Annotated in this window: 19 protein-coding genes; 7 read left to right on the top strand and 12 right to left on the bottom strand. The window is 63.7% G+C overall.

The window, feature by feature from the left end:
* Positions 1–73: 73 nt before the first annotated feature.
* From ACJH7A_RS28430 to ACJH7A_RS28410, 5 genes are all read right to left on the bottom strand, one after another.
* On the bottom strand, positions 74–376 hold the full coding sequence (locus tag ACJH7A_RS28430) for a hypothetical protein (protein WP_406803167.1): 303 nt from the start codon (positions 374–376) through the stop codon (positions 74–76).
* 178 nt (positions 377–554) lie between these two features.
* Entirely contained in the window at positions 555–977 is a 423-nt protein-coding gene (locus ACJH7A_RS28425) for a holo-ACP synthase (protein ID WP_234789729.1), read from the bottom strand.
* Positions 968–3,340 (bottom strand): hypothetical protein, encoded by a 2,373-nt coding sequence (locus tag ACJH7A_RS28420; RefSeq protein ID WP_064860120.1) that lies wholly within the window; start codon positions 3,338–3,340, stop codon positions 968–970. Before ACJH7A_RS28420 ends, ACJH7A_RS28425 begins: the two co-directional genes overlap by 10 nt.
* Positions 3,341–3,344: 4 nt before the next feature.
* On the bottom strand, positions 3,345–4,334 hold the full coding sequence (locus ACJH7A_RS28415) for a DUF1839 family protein (protein WP_234789728.1): 990 nt from the start codon (positions 4,332–4,334) through the stop codon (positions 3,345–3,347).
* Complete coding sequence (locus tag ACJH7A_RS28410; protein WP_064860119.1) at positions 4,331–4,567, bottom strand: acyl carrier protein; 237 nt, start codon at positions 4,565–4,567, stop codon at positions 4,331–4,333. The genes ACJH7A_RS28415 and ACJH7A_RS28410 overlap by 4 nt, the downstream gene beginning before the upstream one ends.
* Positions 4,568–4,676: 109 nt before the next feature.
* Between ACJH7A_RS28410 and ACJH7A_RS28405 the strand changes: the two genes are divergently transcribed.
* Positions 4,677–5,843 (top strand): acyl-CoA dehydrogenase family protein, encoded by a 1,167-nt coding sequence (locus tag ACJH7A_RS28405; protein ID WP_064860131.1) that lies wholly within the window; start codon positions 4,677–4,679, stop codon positions 5,841–5,843.
* Positions 5,844–5,853: 10 nt separating this feature from the next.
* On the top strand, positions 5,854–6,786 hold the full coding sequence (locus ACJH7A_RS28400) for an amino acid--[acyl-carrier-protein] ligase (protein ID WP_064860118.1): 933 nt from the start codon (positions 5,854–5,856) through the stop codon (positions 6,784–6,786).
* Positions 6,787–7,897: 1,111 nt separating this feature from the next.
* Here the strand turns inward: ACJH7A_RS28400 and ACJH7A_RS28395 are convergent.
* Both ACJH7A_RS28395 and ACJH7A_RS28390 read right to left on the bottom strand, forming a co-directional pair.
* Positions 7,898–9,565: a sugar transferase gene (locus tag ACJH7A_RS28395; protein WP_244872544.1), complete on the bottom strand. Its 1,668-nt coding sequence runs from the start codon at positions 9,563–9,565 to the stop codon at positions 7,898–7,900.
* 170 nt (positions 9,566–9,735) lie between these two features.
* Complete coding sequence (locus tag ACJH7A_RS28390; RefSeq protein ID WP_406803165.1) at positions 9,736–10,410, bottom strand: GNAT family N-acetyltransferase; 675 nt, start codon at positions 10,408–10,410, stop codon at positions 9,736–9,738.
* A gap of 154 nt (positions 10,411–10,564) precedes the next feature.
* Between ACJH7A_RS28390 and ACJH7A_RS28385 the strand changes: the two genes are divergently transcribed.
* Positions 10,565–11,611, top strand: a complete 1,047-nt coding sequence (locus tag ACJH7A_RS28385; RefSeq protein ID WP_061001266.1) for an alpha/beta fold hydrolase — start codon at positions 10,565–10,567, stop codon at positions 11,609–11,611.
* A 21-nt stretch (positions 11,612–11,632) separates the two neighbouring features.
* Here the strand turns inward: ACJH7A_RS28385 and ACJH7A_RS28380 are convergent, their stop codons facing one another.
* Positions 11,633–12,466 (bottom strand): DUF4436 domain-containing protein, encoded by an 834-nt coding sequence (locus ACJH7A_RS28380; RefSeq protein ID WP_061001267.1) that lies wholly within the window; start codon positions 12,464–12,466, stop codon positions 11,633–11,635.
* Positions 12,467–12,978: 512 nt separating this feature from the next.
* Between ACJH7A_RS28380 and ACJH7A_RS28375 the strand changes: the two genes are divergently transcribed.
* The 4 genes from ACJH7A_RS28375 to ACJH7A_RS28360 all read left to right on the top strand — a co-directional run bounded on the left by ACJH7A_RS28375 (position 12,979) and on the right by ACJH7A_RS28360 (position 17,667).
* Positions 12,979–13,719 carry a TnsA-like heteromeric transposase endonuclease subunit gene (locus ACJH7A_RS28375; protein WP_011894084.1) on the top strand — a complete coding sequence of 247 codons (741 nt, stop codon included), beginning with the start codon at positions 12,979–12,981 and terminating at the stop codon, positions 13,717–13,719.
* A gap of 123 nt (positions 13,720–13,842) precedes the next feature.
* Positions 13,843–15,807, top strand: a complete 1,965-nt coding sequence (locus ACJH7A_RS28370; protein WP_005148662.1) for a Mu transposase C-terminal domain-containing protein — start codon at positions 13,843–13,845, stop codon at positions 15,805–15,807.
* Positions 15,795–16,823 carry an ATP-binding protein gene (locus ACJH7A_RS28365; protein WP_005148661.1) on the top strand — a complete coding sequence of 343 codons (1,029 nt, stop codon included), beginning with the start codon at positions 15,795–15,797 and terminating at the stop codon, positions 16,821–16,823. The genes ACJH7A_RS28370 and ACJH7A_RS28365 overlap by 13 nt, the downstream gene beginning before the upstream one ends.
* Positions 16,824–17,121: 298 nt before the next feature.
* Entirely contained in the window at positions 17,122–17,667 is a 546-nt protein-coding gene (locus ACJH7A_RS28360; protein ID WP_226522004.1) for a hypothetical protein, read from the top strand.
* A 136-nt stretch (positions 17,668–17,803) separates the two neighbouring features.
* Here the strand turns inward: ACJH7A_RS28360 and ACJH7A_RS28355 are convergent, their stop codons facing one another.
* From ACJH7A_RS28355 to merB, 4 genes are all read right to left on the bottom strand, one after another.
* Entirely contained in the window at positions 17,804–18,652 is an 849-nt protein-coding gene (locus ACJH7A_RS28355; protein WP_005148659.1) for a cytochrome c biogenesis CcdA family protein, read from the bottom strand.
* Positions 18,649–19,149, bottom strand: a complete 501-nt coding sequence (locus ACJH7A_RS28350; RefSeq protein ID WP_225433764.1) for a redoxin domain-containing protein — start codon at positions 19,147–19,149, stop codon at positions 18,649–18,651. Before ACJH7A_RS28350 ends, ACJH7A_RS28355 begins: the two co-directional genes overlap by 4 nt.
* A gap of 46 nt (positions 19,150–19,195) precedes the next feature.
* Positions 19,196–19,486 carry a hypothetical protein gene (locus tag ACJH7A_RS28345; RefSeq protein WP_005148657.1) on the bottom strand — a complete coding sequence of 97 codons (291 nt, stop codon included), beginning with the start codon at positions 19,484–19,486 and terminating at the stop codon, positions 19,196–19,198.
* A 32-nt stretch (positions 19,487–19,518) separates the two neighbouring features.
* Positions 19,519–19,962 (bottom strand): organomercurial lyase MerB (merB, locus tag ACJH7A_RS28340; RefSeq protein WP_406803164.1); only part of this gene is annotated, 444 nt, incomplete at its 5' end.

Below are 19,962 nucleotides of genomic sequence, written 5' to 3'. Positions count from 1 at the left end.
TACTATTCCCAACTCGTGACCGGTAGACCGGCCGGATCACAGAAACCTGAGGGTGCATGAAACCCGGGACGGTTCAACCGTCGATCGCGACCACCATGTTGGGTGAGCCGTTGCAGGGCACGCCTCTGGCGCGCACTGTGATGGTCGCAGCGGCGGTGACGGGCATGGACAGCGTTGCCGTCGCAGTCCCTTTGGCGATGAAGGCAAGTGCTGCTCCGCTCGTCGCGGTGCCGTCAGAGAGCGCTGTCGCGGATCCGGTGGGTGACACAGACAAAGTGGTTCCGGCGATTGCGGCGTCCGCTGCGTGGGCTGGTGCGGCTACGGCGATCGGAAACACCACTGCGACGGCGAGCGCGGTCCATCGGCGAACTGCCATGACGCGCTCCTGAGGTTGTGGCGATCAGAACGTGTCACATCCTGCAGTCAAGTCGCTATCAAAACAATGGTCCCAGCTATCACTTTGATAACAAACCGCATTTGGCGAGATGGTTTTCGCGTATTGACGGTATTGTATGTTTCTCCTCGGTTACGTGGCATTAGCCACCAATGACCACTCAGCCGTGGGTTGTTCCCGAGCACACCGCCACGACCACTGCGGCAGCGTGGCAGTCTGAGTGCGTCAGTGACACAGATATTTGGTTCCAGCCCTGCTCTGCTGCCAGCATCGCCGCAGCGCCGAAGAGTCGCAAAGCGGGCAGTCGGGCAGTCGTGACTATCTCGATTTCGCGCGGCGCAAAGGCTGCATCAGGCTGCGAAAACGCCTTGATTGCAGCCTCTTTCGCGGCAAATCGAGCAGCGAGGCGGGCCACCTGATCGGGGCCGGCGCACGCCGCCTGCTCATCGGCGGTATATATCTTGTCAAGAAACCGCTGTCCGAACGCTGACAGCGAGTGCTTGATCTCCCCGAGGCTCACGACGTCGCAGCCCACCCGAATCTGCGCGCCCGGAACCTGCGCCTCAGGCGGGTTCATTCGCATGTCTGGACGGGAACGCGGGTGATCAGATCTATCGAATCGACTGTGCCGGTGGGCCTTTCGCTGCCGCCCTCGCGCGCCAGGAGAACTTGGTGGGGCAGCCGCGGTGCCAGGTCGAAATAGTTGTCACCGGGTGTCCAGCCGGGAATGTCGACCTCGACATAACGGAGCGCGACCTCTGACGTCACATTCAGTACCCAGTTGTCGGGCGATGATCTCGACACCATGGCCGTCACTGCTGACGCGGCTTGCCCGACTCTCGGGTTGATCACCAACACGTCGCGCGCGGTGCGGGCGTTGTCGAACACCGCGACGGCTTGCACTGCGTCTGCGGACGGCGGTCCGAAGCGGAACGCATGTGACAGATCGCGAAAGTGACCAGATATCTCGGAGTCGAAGTATGTGACCGACGAAGCGGGCGGCACCGCCACACGGCACGTCGCATCGACCGCGATACCTGTGAAATTCGTTGCAGTCAATCTCAATTCGCCGTTCAGCGGCGTACTGGTGTCGTTGTGTACGTCGATCCGGATGCCGGCCAGCCCATCGTTCGCGACGATGACCGACACCGGTGCCCAGGTGCGGGCCAGCACTGCTAATGCCGCTTTGGCCCCGCCGTCGGAGTCCAGGAGGCCCCAACCGGCGCCGGGCACCAAGTCCCTGCCGGACAACACCAGAGCGCCCCCGCAACCCGAGTCGGAACGTCGCCAGAAGCCGAAACATTCGCGCATTGTGCCGGCGACGGCAAGTCGGCCCAGTTGGAGGTACCGTTCGGCACTGGTGCGCCGAACCTCCAGGACGTCTTCCCCGAAGATCTCACGGACGTAGAAATCCCGAACGTCCTCGAAGTCCCACGAGGATCCCCGGTCTCGGGGCACACCCGCTTTCCAATCCGGATGGTGTCCAGCAACGCTTGCAGAACCGAAATGCCTTTCCACATGAGCGGACTCGGGTGGATTGGAGAACGCCAGGCTCTCGGCTGCGAATCGGATCCCCGCGCTGCGCACGTCCGCCAGCGGCCGCAGGTAACCGCCCACCCCGAACCATCCGGCCACACCGGTGTCGGGGCGGATAGCGAGCTGCGCGCTGCCAGGGGCGGGTGAGGGCGAAGATCGGACATAGTGGGCATCCGAATGCTCTACGACGACCGCAGGGAGCAGTGTGTCGATGACTTCAATGGCGGATTCCTGTGCGCTCAGTCCGAGCATCTCGGGCTGCTGGAGAGTCTCGCTACCACCGCTGACCACCGCCAGTGCGGGGTTCCCTGACACTCGACGCAGAACTGATCCCAATTCGCGCGCGATCAACTCGCCCTGCTCGGCCGGAGGGTCGAACGTCGCCAACATCGCATCCTGCCAGACCAATAGACCCGCTTCCGCACACGCCTGCCAGAACTCGTCTTGTTCGAATGCCAACCCGCCGACGACCCGTACCATGTTCGCGCCAGCAGAGGCGAAAGCCATTACCTGAGAGCGAATTTCCTCGTCTTCTGCGTACATCCGGAACGGGTCCGGCGGGGACCAGGTCACGCCTCTGCAGAATATCGGGGTGTCGTTCACGGTGATCTGGAATCCGTCGGTCGATACCGAAACCGTCCGGAACCCGATCAGCTGATCAATCATCTCGACGCCGTCCGCTGCCACGCGGACCCGGTAAAGATGCTGAGGGCCATAGCCGTTAGGCCACCAGCGTACGGGGTCGGCGACCGCGACATCGATGTCTACGGCGCCATTGGTCGGTGGCACCGAATGTTCAGCAATCAGGCTGCCGGCCGGATCGAACAGGGCGATATGGATCGACTTCGCATTGGTGGTTCCGGCGATGGTCAGGATGTCGCCCTCGACCCGCGCCACGATGTCCGTGCGCAGGCGCGCCGGGATCACTTTGACTGGACGCCAAATACCCACGGGAGCAGGGGTGTTCCCATACACGGGGGCGCGCCCGAGCAATGTGGTCCGCGCCCAGCGCAGGCCCGGCGATGCGACCATTGTTGAGCGCCAGCGGCCGCGCGGGCGCCGAGTCTCCAGCCAACGGTTCAGCGAACCGAAGCGGATCACCACTTCGTGTTTGCCTGCCTCGCAATCGATCCGGACCGGTAGAAACATCGACTCACATTCGATGACAGGTGTACGGTCCAAGAACACGATCGCCGGGAACGTCAGGCCGGCGAACGCGACATCAGCTGCCTCGTCAACGGTGAACGTGGTACGGCACCACCAGTCGAAATCATCCGGGTTACCGCTCTGGAGGCCGGCCACTGTCGAGGGTGCGTCCAGAACTGATGCCGCTTCCCACTGATCGGCCAATTCGTCGGGGTGTATGAATGCATCAGGCGCGCAACGCAGGACCTGCCACCGGGCCAGCATCGGCCTAACCTACCGCGTCGGCTATGACCTGGATTCCGATCTGCCAGTCCTGGGCCATCGAATCGAGCGCCGGAGTCACGTCCACCTTGCGGCCGTTGGCGACACGAGCCATCTTGAACTGCACCGATTTGGCGTTGCTCGCCACATTGCGCAGACATCCGGCGGCGACCGCCGCGCCCGGGAACTCGGTGTCGAGATATTCGGCCAAGTCGGCGAGCAGCTCAGCGGTGGCGCCACACTGGCGCAACGAAGCGAACGCCCATAGGTGAAATCGTGCGATACCGGCCTCGGGTAGCCAGCTGGCGGCATTGTGGACGCAGGCGGCCAGTCGATCGACCGGATTGCCGCGCGGTCGGCGACGCAGGTGGTCGCGCACGATGGCGGGAAGAGCACCGGGTTCAGCCCAATGCGGGAAGTGCCGGATCACCTCCATGTATGGCGGAAGCGGCAGCGCGGATTCCGCGGTCAGGCCGAAGATGCCATCGAAATCTTCGCCGGTCAACTCGAACAGCCCCGCGTTGTGCAGGTACCGCAGCTCACGCGCGGGACGGTCGATCCAGATCGGGGTGATGGTGGTTTTGACGTGCTCTGCGCGGTACGCGGTTCCAGCCGTATCCGGCAGCCACCAGCTGTCCACCTCAACAGTGTGGAGCACACCGCGCTGTGGGCCTGTCTCCACGATGTCTAGAACGGGAAGCCACACGTTTTCTTCGCCGACCTCCAAGCCGTACAGCCGCCGCAGCTCGTCGGGTTGCTGCTTGCCGAACGTCCAGGACAGGCCGTCGTGATCGGCGGACAACAGTGCTGCGAACGCGGGAACAGGGTTCAGCCCAAGGCAATTCAGTATCTCGATCCAGAGATCCAGGTAGCAGTTGGTCTCGGTCCAGATGCGGTCGGCGCCGTGCGTGAAATGCTGTGCATGGCTGGCGGGCGTTGCGTCGATCCGCAGGGCTGTCGCTGTCTGGGGCACCGCGGCAAGTGTCACGGTCGTCACCCAGCGAGGCTGGAGACGACCGCCTCGATGTTCTTGATCGAGGCGAACGTGGATTTCTTCAGTGCCTCGTCGGGAAATTCGATGTCGAACTCATCTTCCAGAGCCAGCATCACGTTCACTGATGCATGTGACGTCAATCCGAGTTCGTAGAGGTCGGCATCATCGGCCACTCCGGTTGGGTCGACGGCCATCCGACCATGGGCCGCCAGGACCCGCTCAATAGTCTCCCGCATGGGGCTATCATACAGGCCAAACTGAATTTTGAGTTAGCTGTCAGTGCTGTAGCGAATGGCATTCCACCACGGATTCGGAATGCGTCGAGAACTTTTGGGGGAAGCGTCCATGTCCGACCGTGACGGCGTCGCAACGTTGAACCAGGCTGTGGTGCCCGGCCTCGCCGAAGCTGTGCAAGCGGCGGCCGCGGCCGCTGACGACGTTGATCGGGACGCGCGCTTTCCTCACGAGGCTGTCGAGGCTCTCAAGCACGCAAAATTGTTGTCTTGTGGCCTGCCGGTCGAACTTGGGGGCCGGAACTTCCCAATCGGCCGGTTGGCTGTCGTCGCGCGCGCCCTGGGTGGCGCCTGCAGCGCGGCGGGCATGGTCTTCGCAATGCATCAGACGCAGGCGCTGGTGCTAGCCAAATATGCCCGATCGGGGCCGCCCGCCGAGCTGACAAAGTTGATTGCAGCAAATGAATCACTTATTGCTTCAGCAACCACTGAGGTGACTACTGGTGGCGATCTGGGTGCATCCACGTGCGCGGTGGTGAGCGACGGCGATGGCGTGCAGTTGGAGAAGAACGCACCAGTCATCTCGTACGCCGAGCACGCGGACTACATCGGTGCCACGGCGCGACGCAATCCCGACGCCTCGGCGAATGATCAGGTACTACTGCTATGTCCCGCCCAGGACACGAAATTGGAGCGCACCAGCACATGGAACACCCTGGGATTTAGGGGGACATGCAGTCCGGGCTACCTTTTGTCGACTCGGACGTCGCCCGACAATGTGATCCAGGCCGACTTTGCCAGCATCCTCGCCACGACGATGCTGCCTGCGTCGCACACGCTGTGGGCGTCAGTGTGGCTGGGTATCGCCGATGCTGCCTACGCCAAGGCGCGTAGCACCGTTCGGCAAGCTGCGCGCAAGTCGCCCGGCAAATCCGTACCGCAGGCGACATTGCTGGCCGATCTGACTGTCGCGCATCAGGGTTTCGAGTCGATGGTGCAGCACGAAGTGCGGCGGTATCAGGCGCTGGTCGAGTCAAACGCCGACGAGGCCACGATCAGCTTCACCCTCGCGATGAACAATTTGAAGATCGCGGCGTCGACTGCTGTCATCGAAGTGGTCACCGACGCTCTGAGGATTGTGGGACTCAATGGATATCGTGAGGACCATGCATTGTCCATGGGACGTCTGCTGCGGGACGCGTTCGGACCGCAGCTCATGGTCTCCAATGAGCGCATTCGCTTGAATAACGCCAACCTCGTGTTGGCCTACCGGGGGTAACGATCAGCACATGGTTTCCGATTCACTCGAACTCGCCCGCAAGGAATTTCGCGATTCATTGACTGAAGCCGGGTTGCTCGTCCCGCTCGGGATCGACGGGTTGTATGGCCGCAGCGGTGCCTTCGAGAAGATCATCGATGGTATCGACATCGCGGTCCGCGCCAAAGGTGCCGAAGTGCACGGTGACAATGCGGTGGTTCTGCGTTTTCCACCGCTGTATCCGCGCGAGGCGTTTGAGAAGACCGACTATATTGCGTCCTTTCCGAACCTCACCGGCGCCGTGTCGACATTCACCGGCGGCAACGCCGAGCACCGGGCCCTGCTGGCTGATCGTGATGCCGGCATGTCCTGGGACGGGCATCTGAGTCCGGCCGGAACCATGCTGGTTTCGGCCGCATGCCACCCCAGTTATGGAACGTTGCCGAAGGTGCTGCCGGAAGGCGGTGCGCTGATGGACATCTACGGCTACTGCTTCCGGCACGAACCAGCGATCGATCCCGCACGGATGCAGGCCTTCCGGATGCATGAGTACGTTCGTGTCGGTTCGCCTGAACAGGCTGAGGTGCACCGTAATTCGTGGGTGGCGCACGGCATGGACGTACTGACATCGCTCGGGGTCGATGCCCGCTCGGAAGCTGCCAATGATCCTTTCTTTGGGCGAGCCGGCCGGATGCTGGCGGCCAACCAGCGTGACGAGAACTTGAAGACTGAGTTGGTTGTGCGCCTCTACGGGGATCTCGACGAGGGCACCGCAGTTGTCTCAGCCAACTGTCACCGTGACCACTTCGGTGAGACCTTCGGCCTCTCGACTTCCGATGGTGCGACGGCACACAGCGCCTGCGTCGGGTTCGGGATGGAGCGAATTGCGCTGGCGCTCCTGGTGACTCATGGTCTCGAGACGGATTCGTGGCCAGCCTTGGTCCGGAAGCAACTCGGATGGTGACAGGGCCGTCCATCGCTGAACCGATTGCTAACAGTCGATATGCGCTATGCGTTGATCCAACCGCTCAGATGCATCGTCCTGCCCTCACGGCATGAAGCGGAGACGGTCGACACCGGCAGTGTCGTCCAGTTTCGTGTGCCGACGACCGAGTGCGACGCCAACCATGGTGAGGATCAACATCCCGGTAACGCCGGGGAGTGCACCACTGATCAGACATCCTCCTCCCGGTATATCCGGATCTGACAGCCCCGGAATTGGTGCCTGCGAGGAGACTGTAAGGGGACTGCGCACGCCATCTGCTGGCGATGAATAAGTCGGCATGAACCGGGTGATATCGACGGCTTGTAGCGTGCCCCACCGTGATGGGCCTGCTACCACGTCGGTGTCTCTGGTGGTGGCCGGCCAGGTTCGCCCGCGGACAGCGCGCCGCACGCTCACCGGTGCGATGTCAGCCGATGGCATTGAAAGGTCGCCTCGCTGCCGTGCACTCGACTGCGGGCTGGATGTCAGCGCGGAGTTCATGGAAATCGGGAAGATCGTGGTGTCCTGCTGACGAAGCGAACGGGCATCGACTCGACTGGGTTCGTTAGATCCGGCAACTGGTTGATCCGGAGATAGCGGCGCGGTCTCCAGTGGGCGGCTCTTGTTGGTTGGTGCCTTATGCGCGGGTACGTTGGCCGTACGCAGCGATTTACGCGGTCGGGGAGACGGATTGGCGGACATCAGCGGTGTCTGCTGGGCATCACGGCCATCACTCATCGCTTTCGACACATGTGCACCGTGTACCGAATGACCATGTGAGGCGCCCGATGCCGCTGGCCGTGCATCGTTCACCAGCGGCGGCGGCTGATCTGCCTTCGCTGACGGGGAGGCGACAATTCCGACGACCAAGCCCGCGACCGTCAGCGAAAGCGCCTTGCCCTGCCGCCTGGTTGATTTCATCACAACCGTCCCGAGTCATCGGACTGTTGCCTGAAGCCGATAGTGGGCTCGGACTGGCGGCCGAGGTGCCCACGGCCGCATCTCCTCACGAGCCTGAACCTCGAGCGAAGTTGATCGGGGTCGGTCTCGCTCGAGGTCCAGGAGTTTTGTGGGCAGGTTGCCACGGTTGTCAGTAGGCGCCGCTGCCAGTCAGGACGGTACGGACAGTTTTGGCGATGATGAGCAGGTCTTGTAGTAGGGACCAGTTTTCGACGTACGAAAGGTCCAGGCGCACAGCGTCTTCGACCGCTAGGTCGGAGCGTCCGCTGATTTGCCAGAGTCCGGTGAGGCCGGGTTTGACGGTGAGGCGGCGGCTGACGAGGTCGTCGTAGGTGTCGACTTCGCGGCGGACTTGGGGTCGTGGTCCGACGACGCTCATGTGTCCGGTGAGGACGTTGAGGAATTGGGGGAGTTCGTCGATGGAGTATTTGCGGATGATTTTGCCGATGGGGGTGACACGGGGGTCGTCTTTCATCTTGAAGAACATGGCACCACCGCCGTTGGCAGCGATCAGGTCGGCTTGGCGGGTGTCGGCGTCTTGGTACATGCTGCGGAACTTGGTCATCTTGAACGGGATGCCGTCGAGGCCGATGCGCTCCGCCTTGTAGAAGATCGGGCCACTGCTGGTGAGCTTGACGGCCAGCGCGGTGACGAGCATGAGCGGGGCCACCGCCAGTAGCGCGGCACCGGCGAAGGCGATGTCGAAGGTGCGCTTGATGAGCGAATTGGCACGGCTGTATTGGGGTTTGGTGATCTCGAAGACGGCCATGCCGGCGACCGGGCGGCTGGTGAGGCGTTGGTCGGCGATGTCGATGAGGCCGGGAGCGACCATGAGATCGATACCATGAGTTTCCAGTTCCCACATGAGCCGGCGGATGTCGGTGGGGCTGAGATGGTGGGTGGCTGCCAGGGCGACAGTGTCGGCGTTGGTGTGCAGGACTGCGGCAAGGATGGCTTCGTCGGTGCCGACGATGGGGATGTCGCGGCCGGCGATGGTGATGACTTCCTTGGCGTGGGTGGGTCCCATCGGGGTGCAGAATCCGGCGACGTGGTACCCCGCCCACGGATCCTTCGCGAACTCGGTGGCGATGTCCGCGGCGGCACTCGTGGCGCCGACAACGAGGAGGCGGCTTTGGTTGTAGCCATGGCGGCGCTTGTTCGCGTGGATCTTGCGCCAGATCCAGCGGGTGGCGATCAGACCGACCAGACCCGTGGGCAGAGCGATGGCCAGGTAGCCGCGCGAGATGTCGAAGTGCAACAGCGTCGAGGCGATGGCGATGAGGCCGAACAGCTGCAGCGTGGCCGCAGCGAGGGTGACGTATTCATCGAATCCGCGGCCGACGATTTTGGCTGATCGGCTGCCAAGGGACAGAAAACCCATCCAGGCGATGGCGATGATGGCGGACACGACGAGGTAGCGGATGTGGGGACCGCCGTCGAGGGAGACGTAGACAGGGCGCGCGTCGGCACCGGCGAAGCGGAAAATCTGCCCGAGGATGACGGCAGAACAAATAACGAGTGCGTCGCTGAAAATAAGCTGGCGTGCATATTTTGCGTGACGTTGCTCACGGATTGACCTGCCCCGGTTGCCGCTTGTGGTAGCCGGTGGTGGCTGCAGATTGAGCTGGTTTGTTGTGTCGACCTGACCGGTGGACGACTTGATTACCGACTTTACCTGCGCATTTTCTACGGTTGGTGTCGACATGGCTACCGGGGCGCTCTCTGCTGGGCGGGACTCACTCGGCGGGTTCGATCCCTGGCTGCTTGCAGGATTCACCTGCCAGTTCAGGATCCACACGCGGACCGACGGTGGTCTCGCGTGATGCTGTATCTGTTAACGAATGCGATTTTCAGCAAATTTATACCTAAGGGTTGAAACAGGCAAGTAGGACACCTAATCAACACGTGTTACGGCCATCACATCTGGCCTCAGACCCATGTGAGACGAGACCTGACTGCTCTGGGGCGTCAGGAAATACGGACGATCTCGAGGGGGACCGTACGCGTCAAAGTGAAACCCATCGCCTTGTAGAGCCTCTGAGCCGGGTTGTCGCTCGATGTATGGAGGAACGGAGTTTCGTCGCGCGCGCGGATACCGTGGGCGATTGCGCGGATCAGGCGGGACGCCAGGCCCTGTCCGCGGGCTTCGGGGGCGGTGCACACTGCGCTGATTTCCGTGAATCCGGTCGGTCGCATCCGCTCGCCGGCCATCGCGACGAGCGAACCATCGGCGGCGCGGATACCCAGATAGGTTCCGAGTTCGATGGTCCGGGGGAGGAACGGTCCCGGTTTGGTCCGCTCGACCAGGGCGGTCATCTCGGGCACGTCGGCCGGCGTCAGAGGTATCGCCGCCGGATCGGGAGCAGCTTCGATTTCGCTGCCCTCATATTGGACCAAACCGAACGTCTCGACGACGGACCAGCCCGCGGGCAGCGCGGTGGCGCGGTCGCGAAGGACCGCGATCCCGGTGTCGCCGGCCAGGCGGGCGACGTGGATGTAGTCCTCGGCGGTCAGTTCGCGTGGGTGACCATAGAACACCGAAACGTCCGCGCGGTATCGCTGGATCCGTCCGCTGACTTCACGGAATCGGCTGTGCGGGCCGTCCAGCGCGGCGTTGACGGGATCGGCGAGCACATCGGTCACGTCTCGATCATCCCAGACGGCGAGACGGCGTCAGGACGCCGCTGGCGACGGCCCTGCCGGGAAGGCTTTGGATTCACGAGGATTGAATCGCGTTTGTAGCCCTGCCTATTCCCAACCATTCTGGGCGGGGAGGCAGAAGATAAACTGCCCGACCATGCCCTCGCTTGCGACCTCGGCACGCAACCTGTTCGCCATCACCCTCGGCGATGGCGTGTGCCCACCGGAACCGACCGAGCACGCGGTGCTGTTCGATGAACCGCACCGCCAACTGCGGCGCTACGGCCATTCGGACGGGCGCGAGTCCGCACTGGTGCCGGTTCTGCTGGTACCGCCACTGGCCGCTTCGGCGACCTGCTACGACTTGTCGCCGGGTCAATCACTGGTGGCGCACCTACTGGAACAGGGCCGTACCCCGTACGTGGTCGACTACGGCGAAATCGGCTGGGCTGACCGGCATCTCGGTTTGGAGGCCTTCTTCGCAGACATCCTGCCGGAAGCCATCGAGCGGGTGCTCATCGATTCCGGGGCCGAGGAACTCGACCTGATCGGTTGGAGCCTCGGCGGCACGCTCAGCCTGTTGACTGCGGCTGCCAACAAGGACCTGCCCATCCGTTCGATCACCGGCATCGGCACGCCGCTGGATTACGGCCGGATCCCCGGCTATCCGGAAGTCCGACGAATCACCAAGCCCACCAACGGCTATGCGGTCACCACTGTCCTGCGCGCCATGGGCGGGGTGCCCGCCCCGGTGGTCCAGGCCGCTTACCGCGCGACGTCCTGGGATCGTGAACTCAAACGACCGTGGTTCGTCCTCAACAACCTGGGCAACACCAAAGCCTTGGCCAGAGCCGAAGTGATCGACCGCTTCCAGGACGCGTTTCCGGGATATCCGGGGCGCGCCGTATCTCAGATGTGGGGCCGGCTGATCTACCACGACGAGATCGCCACCGGCGTCGTCAATGTTGCGGGCCGGACCCTTGACCTGACGTCATTGACACTGCCGATCCAACTGTTCGGCAGCCACCGGGACGCCATCGCGCCGTGGGAATGCGTGCACAACGGGGTGACCATGCTGAAGTCGGCCGATGTTCGGTTCGCCACTGTGGAAGCCAGCCATCTCGGCTTGGTCGCATTGTCGGCCGGTGTCACCGAGACGTGGCCGGCGATCGACGACTTCCTGAAGGAACTGGACACGCGCTAGGAGGGTCCGCCGGCGGCCGTTCTATTCGGGCCTGAGGTGGCGCCACCAGCACGTGATGTACAAGCTCATCGAGGCCACCAGTGTCACGATCACCCAGAGCACTACGGACACGTCGATCCACGTCCCGATGGGTGGAGCATCGGGTAGCGCGTTGCGCAGCGGCACCACTGCGAAAAGCATTGCGGCAAACCATGTCGTCATGGGCGGCTGAAACTTGCGGCGGTTGCGTGCGGTCTGTACGGCGACCACCGCTCCTAGTACGGCAATCGTGACGAGCGCGCCGACGAGGACTGCGGCGAATGCGGCTGTGCTGGGGGAGCGCTGCGCCTTGACCCGGTAGACACCCGGTGCGGCGTCGTTGCTGCCGGCCGGAATGTGGAACATCCATCCGGGCACCCGATCGAAGAACGCGGGCGTCACTCGTATCGGTACGTGTGACGCACCCCGGAACAGTTCGACGGTGATCGGGCCCGAGCGGTAATGGTCGAATGGATAGCTGCCAGGGTCGCCGGACAGGATCAGCGCGACGGGAAAGACGTCGGGCACCATGCCTTTCGTCCATGTGCGGCGGGTCGGTGTCACTGCGGATTGCACTGCGACACTGAGGTCTTCGGTAAGACTGTGCGTTTGCGGGTCCAGCAGCGCTGGACCGGGCACGACGGTCACGTTGGCCACCATGTCGCCTTTGACCGAATGGACCTCGTTCAGGTCGATGGTGACGGTGGTGCCATCGGCTGTCGGTATCGGCTCGCTGATTTGGCTCGGGTGTCCGAGGCCGGTCCTCGCGTACAGCGCGATTGTCGTGAGGTACAGGGCGACGACAACCGCCACACTCGCGACTACCCGGACTTTCATCGGCGACCCCTCCCGCATAATTGACAGCAGTGTAAGTCAGGTTTCTGCACGGATGCGCCGAAACCCCGATGGCATCGTCGGTGAAAGGTTGAACCAGGTTGCGGCCCAATGCTATTCGTCACAGTGACGAATAGCATTGCGGCAGGTTTCCCGAGACGGCAGGGGGGTGAATGGCGGTCGACTTTCGCCTGTTGTCATATCGATGGCCAGTCAGCGCTTGAGCCACTCATGCGCACACCGCGGCGTTGAACGGCAGATCGCCAATTCGGATCGAAAGGCTGGGCGCTGCAGTGATATTCGCGCACCCGGTTAGCCGTGGCTAAAACGTCACAGTGACAAATTGGTTCAGTCCGGCCCGCGCGCTCAAGCGTCGCTGGGGGCTGCCGAGTTGGCGGCACGGTTGCGCCTGGGCATGTTGTCCGTTCTCATTGATTCTGGGGCATTCTCATTGAATCTGGGGTAAGTGCGTGTCTTTCTCATTGAATCTGGGGCACGAGGCTTAGCGTTTATGTGTGCTGACGTCGGCTGTTTCGGCTGGGCCAGGTGTAGCGAGTGCAGTGGACTTGGAGTTCAACACCCGCGAGGGATGCACGCGGCAATCGCTGGACCGATGTGCTGCAACCCGGTTTGAGTTGGACTGTTCACCAGTGCGGAATTTCCCCTCGTTTCGAGGTCAGCGTAACTTTCCCGGGCTGTGGTGGTTCGCCACAACCGGCGCACATGTAGGTCACGAGTCCTGGGTAGAACGTGACCAGTTGATGGCGTTGGATGCCGATCCGGATGTTGTTGGTGTTCTGTCGCAACCATTTTGGATTCATTGGCGTGACGGCACGCGGCATGCTCCTGACTACTTCGTGCGGCGCCGCGATGGATCTGTCGTCGTAGTCGACGTTCGTGAGGACGACCGGATCTCTGACGCTGATCGGGACGTGTTCGATCGGTCTGCCGCCACGTGCGCGATGGTCGGTTGGGATTACCTGCGTGTCGGTTCCCTCGATCCAGTGCTGCGGGCGAATCTACGTTGGTTGTCGGGTTATCGGCATCCGCGAGTATTGAAGATCGGTTTGGCTGATCAACTGGCGGAGGTCTTCGCTCGGGTCCGTCCGTTGATGGCTGGTGTGCACGCGGTCGGGACTCCTTTGGTGGTGCTGCCCGTACTGTTTCATCTGCTCTGGCACGGCCGTTTAGTTGCCGATCTGCAAGGAGCGGCACTTGGCGACGACACGGCGATTGGCCTCGGGACCGGGTGGTGACCTGACGTGCGAACGGGTGTCGTCCGAGAGGGAGACGAAATCCGTTTATCAGCAGGTGTTTTCACCGTCGTAACCCTGTCGGGCGGATCAGCTCGACTGGTTGACGCTGTCGGCGAGCAGATTGTGGTGCCGCTCTCGCAGCTGATGGTTGATCCGGCATTGGAATTGGTGTCGGGGTCGCGACCGCCACTGTGTTCTGAGGAAATGCTGGCTGGCATTCCCGAGGCAGCCGTCGAGCAAGCACGGTGGTGGGAGCGCCACATCGTGGAGATCCTCAGCGGCCGCCCGCCTGGGACGGCCGCGGGCATTCGTCCCCGCCCAGAGTTCGACACGGCGAAACGATCTCTGCGGCAGCGTGAGCTGGCCAAGTTGGACGAGCTGCGTGCCGCCGGCCACGACGTGAGTCGGAATGCGTTGCAGCGTCGCCGATTTGCCTACGAACGGGACGGGCTCCTGGGAGTGGTTGACGGGCGCCATAATCGGCGGCGCGCGGTATTCGGCCGTGTGGACGACCGTGTCGTCGCCGCGGTGCGGGATGCGATCGAGGGCGAGACCGACCTGTCAACGGGAACGGTGCAGCGTCTGCAACGGCGGGTCGCCAAGACGCTGGTGGCCACCTATGGTGCCGACGACGCGCCCGCGATGCCGTCGCAGCCCACCTTCTACCGGCTGGTCAAGCGCCTCGCGGAAGGACGGCACACGTTCGGGTCAGCACGGACGCGGCGATCGCTGTCCAAGCAGCCCGATGGCCCATTCGGGTCGATCACCGTGGTGCGCCCCGGCGAGATGGTGGAAATCGATTCAACCCTTCTGGATGTACGGGTAGTGCTCGATGACGGCATGGTAGACCGAGTCGAGCTGACTGCGATGGTCGACAACGCTACGCGGTCCATCCCGGCCGCGGTGCTGCGACCGACGACCAAAGCAGTGGACGCGTCACTGCTCTTGGCGCGGGCATTGACGCCCGAACCGATGCGCCCGGGATGGGCCGATGCGCTGCGGATGTCCCGGTCGGTACTTCCGCACCACAGCCTGACCAGTGTCGATCAGCGCCTGGCCGATGCTGCGGCCAGGCCGGTGATCGCTCCCGAGACGATCGTCTGCGATCACGGGAAAGCGTATCTGTCCCAAACATTTCGGCAAGCGTGCTGCACATTGGGGATCAATCTGCAGCCGGCTCATCCCGACTGCCCGACCGATAAGCCGAAGATCGAGCGGACATTGCAGTCGGTGGGCACCCTGTTCGCACAGTACGTGGCCGGTTACGTCGGTTCATCGGTGGAGCGGCGTGGGAAAAACGCCGAGGACGACGCGGTGTGGTCGATGATTGAGCTGCAGGCGCTGCTGGACGAGTGGATCATCGCGGTGTGGCAGAACCGCCCCCACGATGGCCTGCGGGATCCGGTGACGCCGGGGAAAGCGTTGTCTCCCAACGAGAAATACACTGCCCTCGTTGAGGTGGCTGGCTATGTACCGGTCCCACTGGACGCCGACGACTATATCGAATTGCTTCCCGTGCAGTGGCGCACAATCAACAGTTACGGGGTCCGGATCAACCATCGCACCTATGACGCCAAGGCGCTCAACCCATACCGGCGCCAGCATTCCGGGGTCGATGCCCGTAACGGACAGTGGGAAGTGCACTACGACCCGTATGACGTGTCGAGGATTTGGGTGCGCAATCACCACGAAGACGGATGGCTGGCCGCGACGTGGACGCACCTTCGGTCCTCGCCGGTGCCGTTCGGCGAGACACTGTGGCGCCACGCCCGCTCCGTAGCCGACCGCAGAGGGGCCCAGAAGACCCAGGAAGCGGAGATTGCGGCCATCGCGGAGGACTTGCTGGACCGCGCCGCCGCTGGGCCGCAGCAGCAGACGAAAGCCGAGCGCCGAGTGACTGGACGGACCAGCGCCGCGAGCGCCGGCCGGGACTGGCCGGACCCGACGGAATCATCCGAACATCATGGCCCGTCACCGTCGGAACGGGCCGCCGACAACGAGACTTTCGACGATGACGGCGAGATGGCGGAGGTCATACCCCTGCCGGTGTTTGATGCACGCAAGGAGGCCCAAACGTGGCGACTGTGACCGAGATTGCGGCGGTAGGTCAGTTAGAGGATCGCCGCCAGCCGACCACGACGCTGGAGGGCTGGCGGCGTTTTGTTGATGCCGATCCGCCGGAGTTCACGTTGCTCGCCGACGACGAGTGGGCCAGCCTCGGTGAGGACGAGCGGACGGCCTACAACGAGGCCCGGGTTGCGCATCATTCGGAGCTGGTGGTGGTCACCACGTCGGCGATCGAAGCGATCACCCATCAGGGCCGGCTGTTGACATTGCTCAACCAGCGCGAGATCGGGGCCCGGCGCGGGCTGATCATCTCCGGCGGGGCAGCGACGGGGAAAACTACGGCGATCAAGCAACTGGGTCGGTTTCACGAATTGCGCACCCGTGCACGGTTTCCCGGTGATGAGAGCCGGATTCCGGTGGTGTATGTGACGGCCCCGCCGAAAGGGTCGCCCCGCAAGTTGGCGATGGAGTTCGCACGGTTTCTGGGGCTTCCCACGCTCAATCAGCGGATGAACGTGACCGATATTTCCGATGCCGTGTGCCAGGTGCTCATCGATGCCCGTACCGACATCGTGGTGGTCGATGAAATCCACAACCTCAACCTCGACACCCGCGCCGGCGAAGAACTGTCCGACCACCTCAAATACTTCACCGAGCATCTGCCTGCGACATTCGTTTACGCCGGGATCGAAGTGGAACGCTCGGGGCTGTTCACCGGCACGCGGGGACGGCAGTTGGCCGGCCGTTGCGGGGTGATCCACACCAGCGCATTCCCCGACGCCAAGGAGTGGCGACAACTCGTCGCCGCCATGGAAGGTACCTTGCGTCTGCATCGACACGAACCGGGAAGCCTTGTCGCCCAGGCCCGTTACCTGCACCGCCGCACCGGCGGGATGATCGGCAGCCTGGCCCACTTGATCCGGGCTTCAGCAATCCAAGCGATGCTCGACGGCACCGAGCACATCACCCGCGAGGCCATGGACGATATTTTGATCGACTACGCCGCCCACACGGCCGCGGCCCGCACGGCCAGCTGACGTGGCAACTGTCAGGCCGTGGCCGCGCGGACCACGCCAGCGGCTCCCGCGAACGATCGCACCGTTCCGTTGGGAAGCCGTATCGTCCTACATCGACAGGCTGGCCCGCGCCAACCATATCGGCGTCTCCACACTGCGCGGCCATGTCGCCGAATCATGCGCAGCCCGGCCGCGACCGGACTGGTTGGCCGTCGTCAGCGGCCAACCTGAGCAGGTAATCCGGTCCCGTCTCTGCGGGCTTGCTGGCGACCCCACCGCGCTCAAGCAATATCTCCGCCGCCCTTTGTGTCAAAGATGTATGGCACGCAAGGGAATACACGAACCCGTCTACTGCTACCTGCCTGCACATGTCTCCGTATGCCACCGTCACCGACGCTGGATCGGTTCACCAACGCGCGTTCTTGACGACCAGGTGGATCTTCGTGACCGGCCCACGGTGCTCAGTGCCGGGCGCACGCATCGGCGCTTGGCCCGTCAGTATTCAGAGGTCGACCTTCATGACGCCTTGGGCGACGCCCGCCACATCCTGGTCTTCTGGGCTCACGCAGAGCGTCACGTGGCGGCGGGGATTCTGCAGAATGGCCTAGAAGCGCACGTGGTGGCCTACCCCGATGTGATCGCCGTAGCCGCAACATTGCTCACAGCTCGCCCTCGGGTTGAACAGCCCAGGACGCCAACGGAACCCGCCTGGCCGACGCTACTGCTCGACCGCATCAACGAACGCACCGGCGCCCACCATGCCGACGCCACCCCCGTCGAGCAATGGGCGCAGTACCGACGCCTATTCGCCACTGCCGTATTGACGACACGCTCAGACGGCGCAGAACTGGCGTGTCGCGCTTAGGGGTCGGCAGTCTTGAATGTGCCTTATCAGTAAGGCACTTGTGGTGTGCATCTGACTGTGTCCGACGGTTGTATCTATCGGCTTTCTAATCGTTAGGGACAGTGGTATCTGGCTGGGTGTATCGGCCGGTGAATCATCACCGGCGGCGCTGCTTGCCGGTGATTGGCCGGCGGTGGGTGGTCCAGTACGCGGCCACCGCGCTGACCACCACAGCGAAGGCGGCAATGACGCTGGCCGGGAGGGCGTGGTCCTGCAGCCATCCGGTCGCGGTGGCCGACCAGCCGGTGAGCAGGTTGCCGCCGCTGGCGGTGTGCCCGGTGGCCGCGGGCAGCCAGTACCACGCGAGGTAGGCGCCGGTGGCGATGAGGACAACGGCGGTGACGCGGGTCCCGTGGCGGGCGAGGATACCCAGATGCCGGGTCAGGGCCGTGCCGGCGATGGCGGTGCCGACGCTGACCAGCATCAAGATGGTGGCGGCACCGGCTGTGTATGCGGTGAACACTGCCAGCAGACCGCCCCATCCGCTGGTGGCCTGGGCCTGGGCGATCACCGCGAGCAGTACCCCGAAGGTGCAGGACAGTGACGCCAGGGCGTAGCCGATTCCGGCCGCGAGCACACCACCGGCTGTTGGGGAGTCCGGCCGATGACGCGTCCGGGCAGGCATACGCAGACCGATGGTGCGGCCGGTGAGCATGAAGCCGCCCAAGATGGCCAGGGTGAGCCCGATCGTGATCCCGAGCCAGGGAGCAGCCGTCACCAGGGTCCGGGCACCGGCACTGATCGCGATACCGGCGAGGGTGAGGGTGCCGGTGAACCCGATGGTCAGGACGGCCCCGGTGCGCAGTGCCCGGGCCAGCCGCACGAGCACCGCATCGGTGCCGCCGGTGGCGATGGTGCCGGTGATCCACGCCGGTAGCAGCGCGAACCCGCAGGGGTTGACCGGGGCGAGCATGCCAGCGGTAAACGCGAGCGCGAGCAGGTTCACCGTGCGGCGCTGCTGCCGAGGGCGGCCAGGATCTGATCCTGGGACGGGGCGTGGCCGCGGTAGCTGATCTGCCCGGACGGGTCGATGACGAGGGCGGTGGTCGGCGCGGTCACCTGGTAGCGGCTGGTCAGGGCCCCGTTAGTATCGACGACCGCGGGCAGGCTGGTGCCGCCGATCTGGTCCAGGAAGTGGCGAACATCGGCGGGTTTCTCGGTGGGGACGATGTCGACGGCTAGGAACTTGGCGCTGCCTCCGGCTTTCTCCACGGCCGCCCGAGCAGCGGCCAGGGATTTACCGCCGCCGACGCATTCGCCGCACCCGTAGGAGAAGAACAGGATCGCGGTCGGGGCGGCAGCGGGCAGTTCGACGGTTTTGCCGTCCACCGTGGTCAGTGTCGCCGCCGTCGCCTGGGTTGTGGCGTTGGCGTGTGGCGGTGAGGTCGGATTGCTGGTTGTGGCCGATTGGCCGCACGCGGTCAGCGCGCCCGCTGCCAGCATCACAGCCGTAACGCCCGCCCACCTGTGGGGTGTAAACGAACGCGTTTCAGACATTGTCGATGCTTCCTTTCGTCAGGTCGTCGAGCGTGTGCGTCGCGGGTGAATGGCTGTCGGCGGGACAGCAGTGATCGCCGCGTTGACCGCGGCGGGCGAAGGCGACCACAGCCGCCAGCAGCAGCGCGACGGCTGCCCCGATGACCCATGGATTCTCGAGCAGTCCACACACGGCGGCGAGCGCGCCGCCGGCGATCAGGACTGGCGCGGCGCAACACAGGGCCGTCACCAGCACCGCTGCCGCACCCAGCAGCACGGGATTTCTTCGTGGACGTTGATTCATTGATTTCTCCTCATCAGGTTGGGTGCGGCTGGTCAGCTGCAGCAGCCGGGGTGGGCAGTTGGCGGGGTATGGAGCTGGGTAAGGATTTGTGTGGTCAGGGCTGCGCCGAGTTGGTGGGCCTCAGCGACGCTGACGATCTGACCTTCGGGGTGCTCGGCGAGCCACGGCGCGGCGTCCTGCGCGCAGGTGAAGTAGTGCACCTGGTTGCAGAATGAGGACCGGATCGAGGTGAGGTCGTCGGGGTTGACCAGCGAGACCACCGCGGTCTCGGGCTGCACGCTGGTGACACCGTTTTCGCCGACCGAGACCCTGATCGGGTGCCCGCTGACGGGTGATTCGGATTCGATGCTGGCGGGCCGGTCCAGGATGGTGGGAAAGATGAGGGTGTCCAGGGCGCACCAGGTGTAGAGCTCTTGGCCGGCCACGGTGAATCGGTGGCGGGTCGGGCGCAGGGTCAGGCCCTGGCCGACGATGCG

This window comes from Mycobacterium sp. SMC-17 (genome assembly GCF_045310915.1).
Classification (GTDB): Bacteria; Actinomycetota; Actinomycetes; order Mycobacteriales; family Mycobacteriaceae; genus Mycobacterium.
The sequence above is the reverse complement of the archived record's forward strand: the minus strand, read 5'-3'. Positions and strand labels throughout refer to the sequence as shown.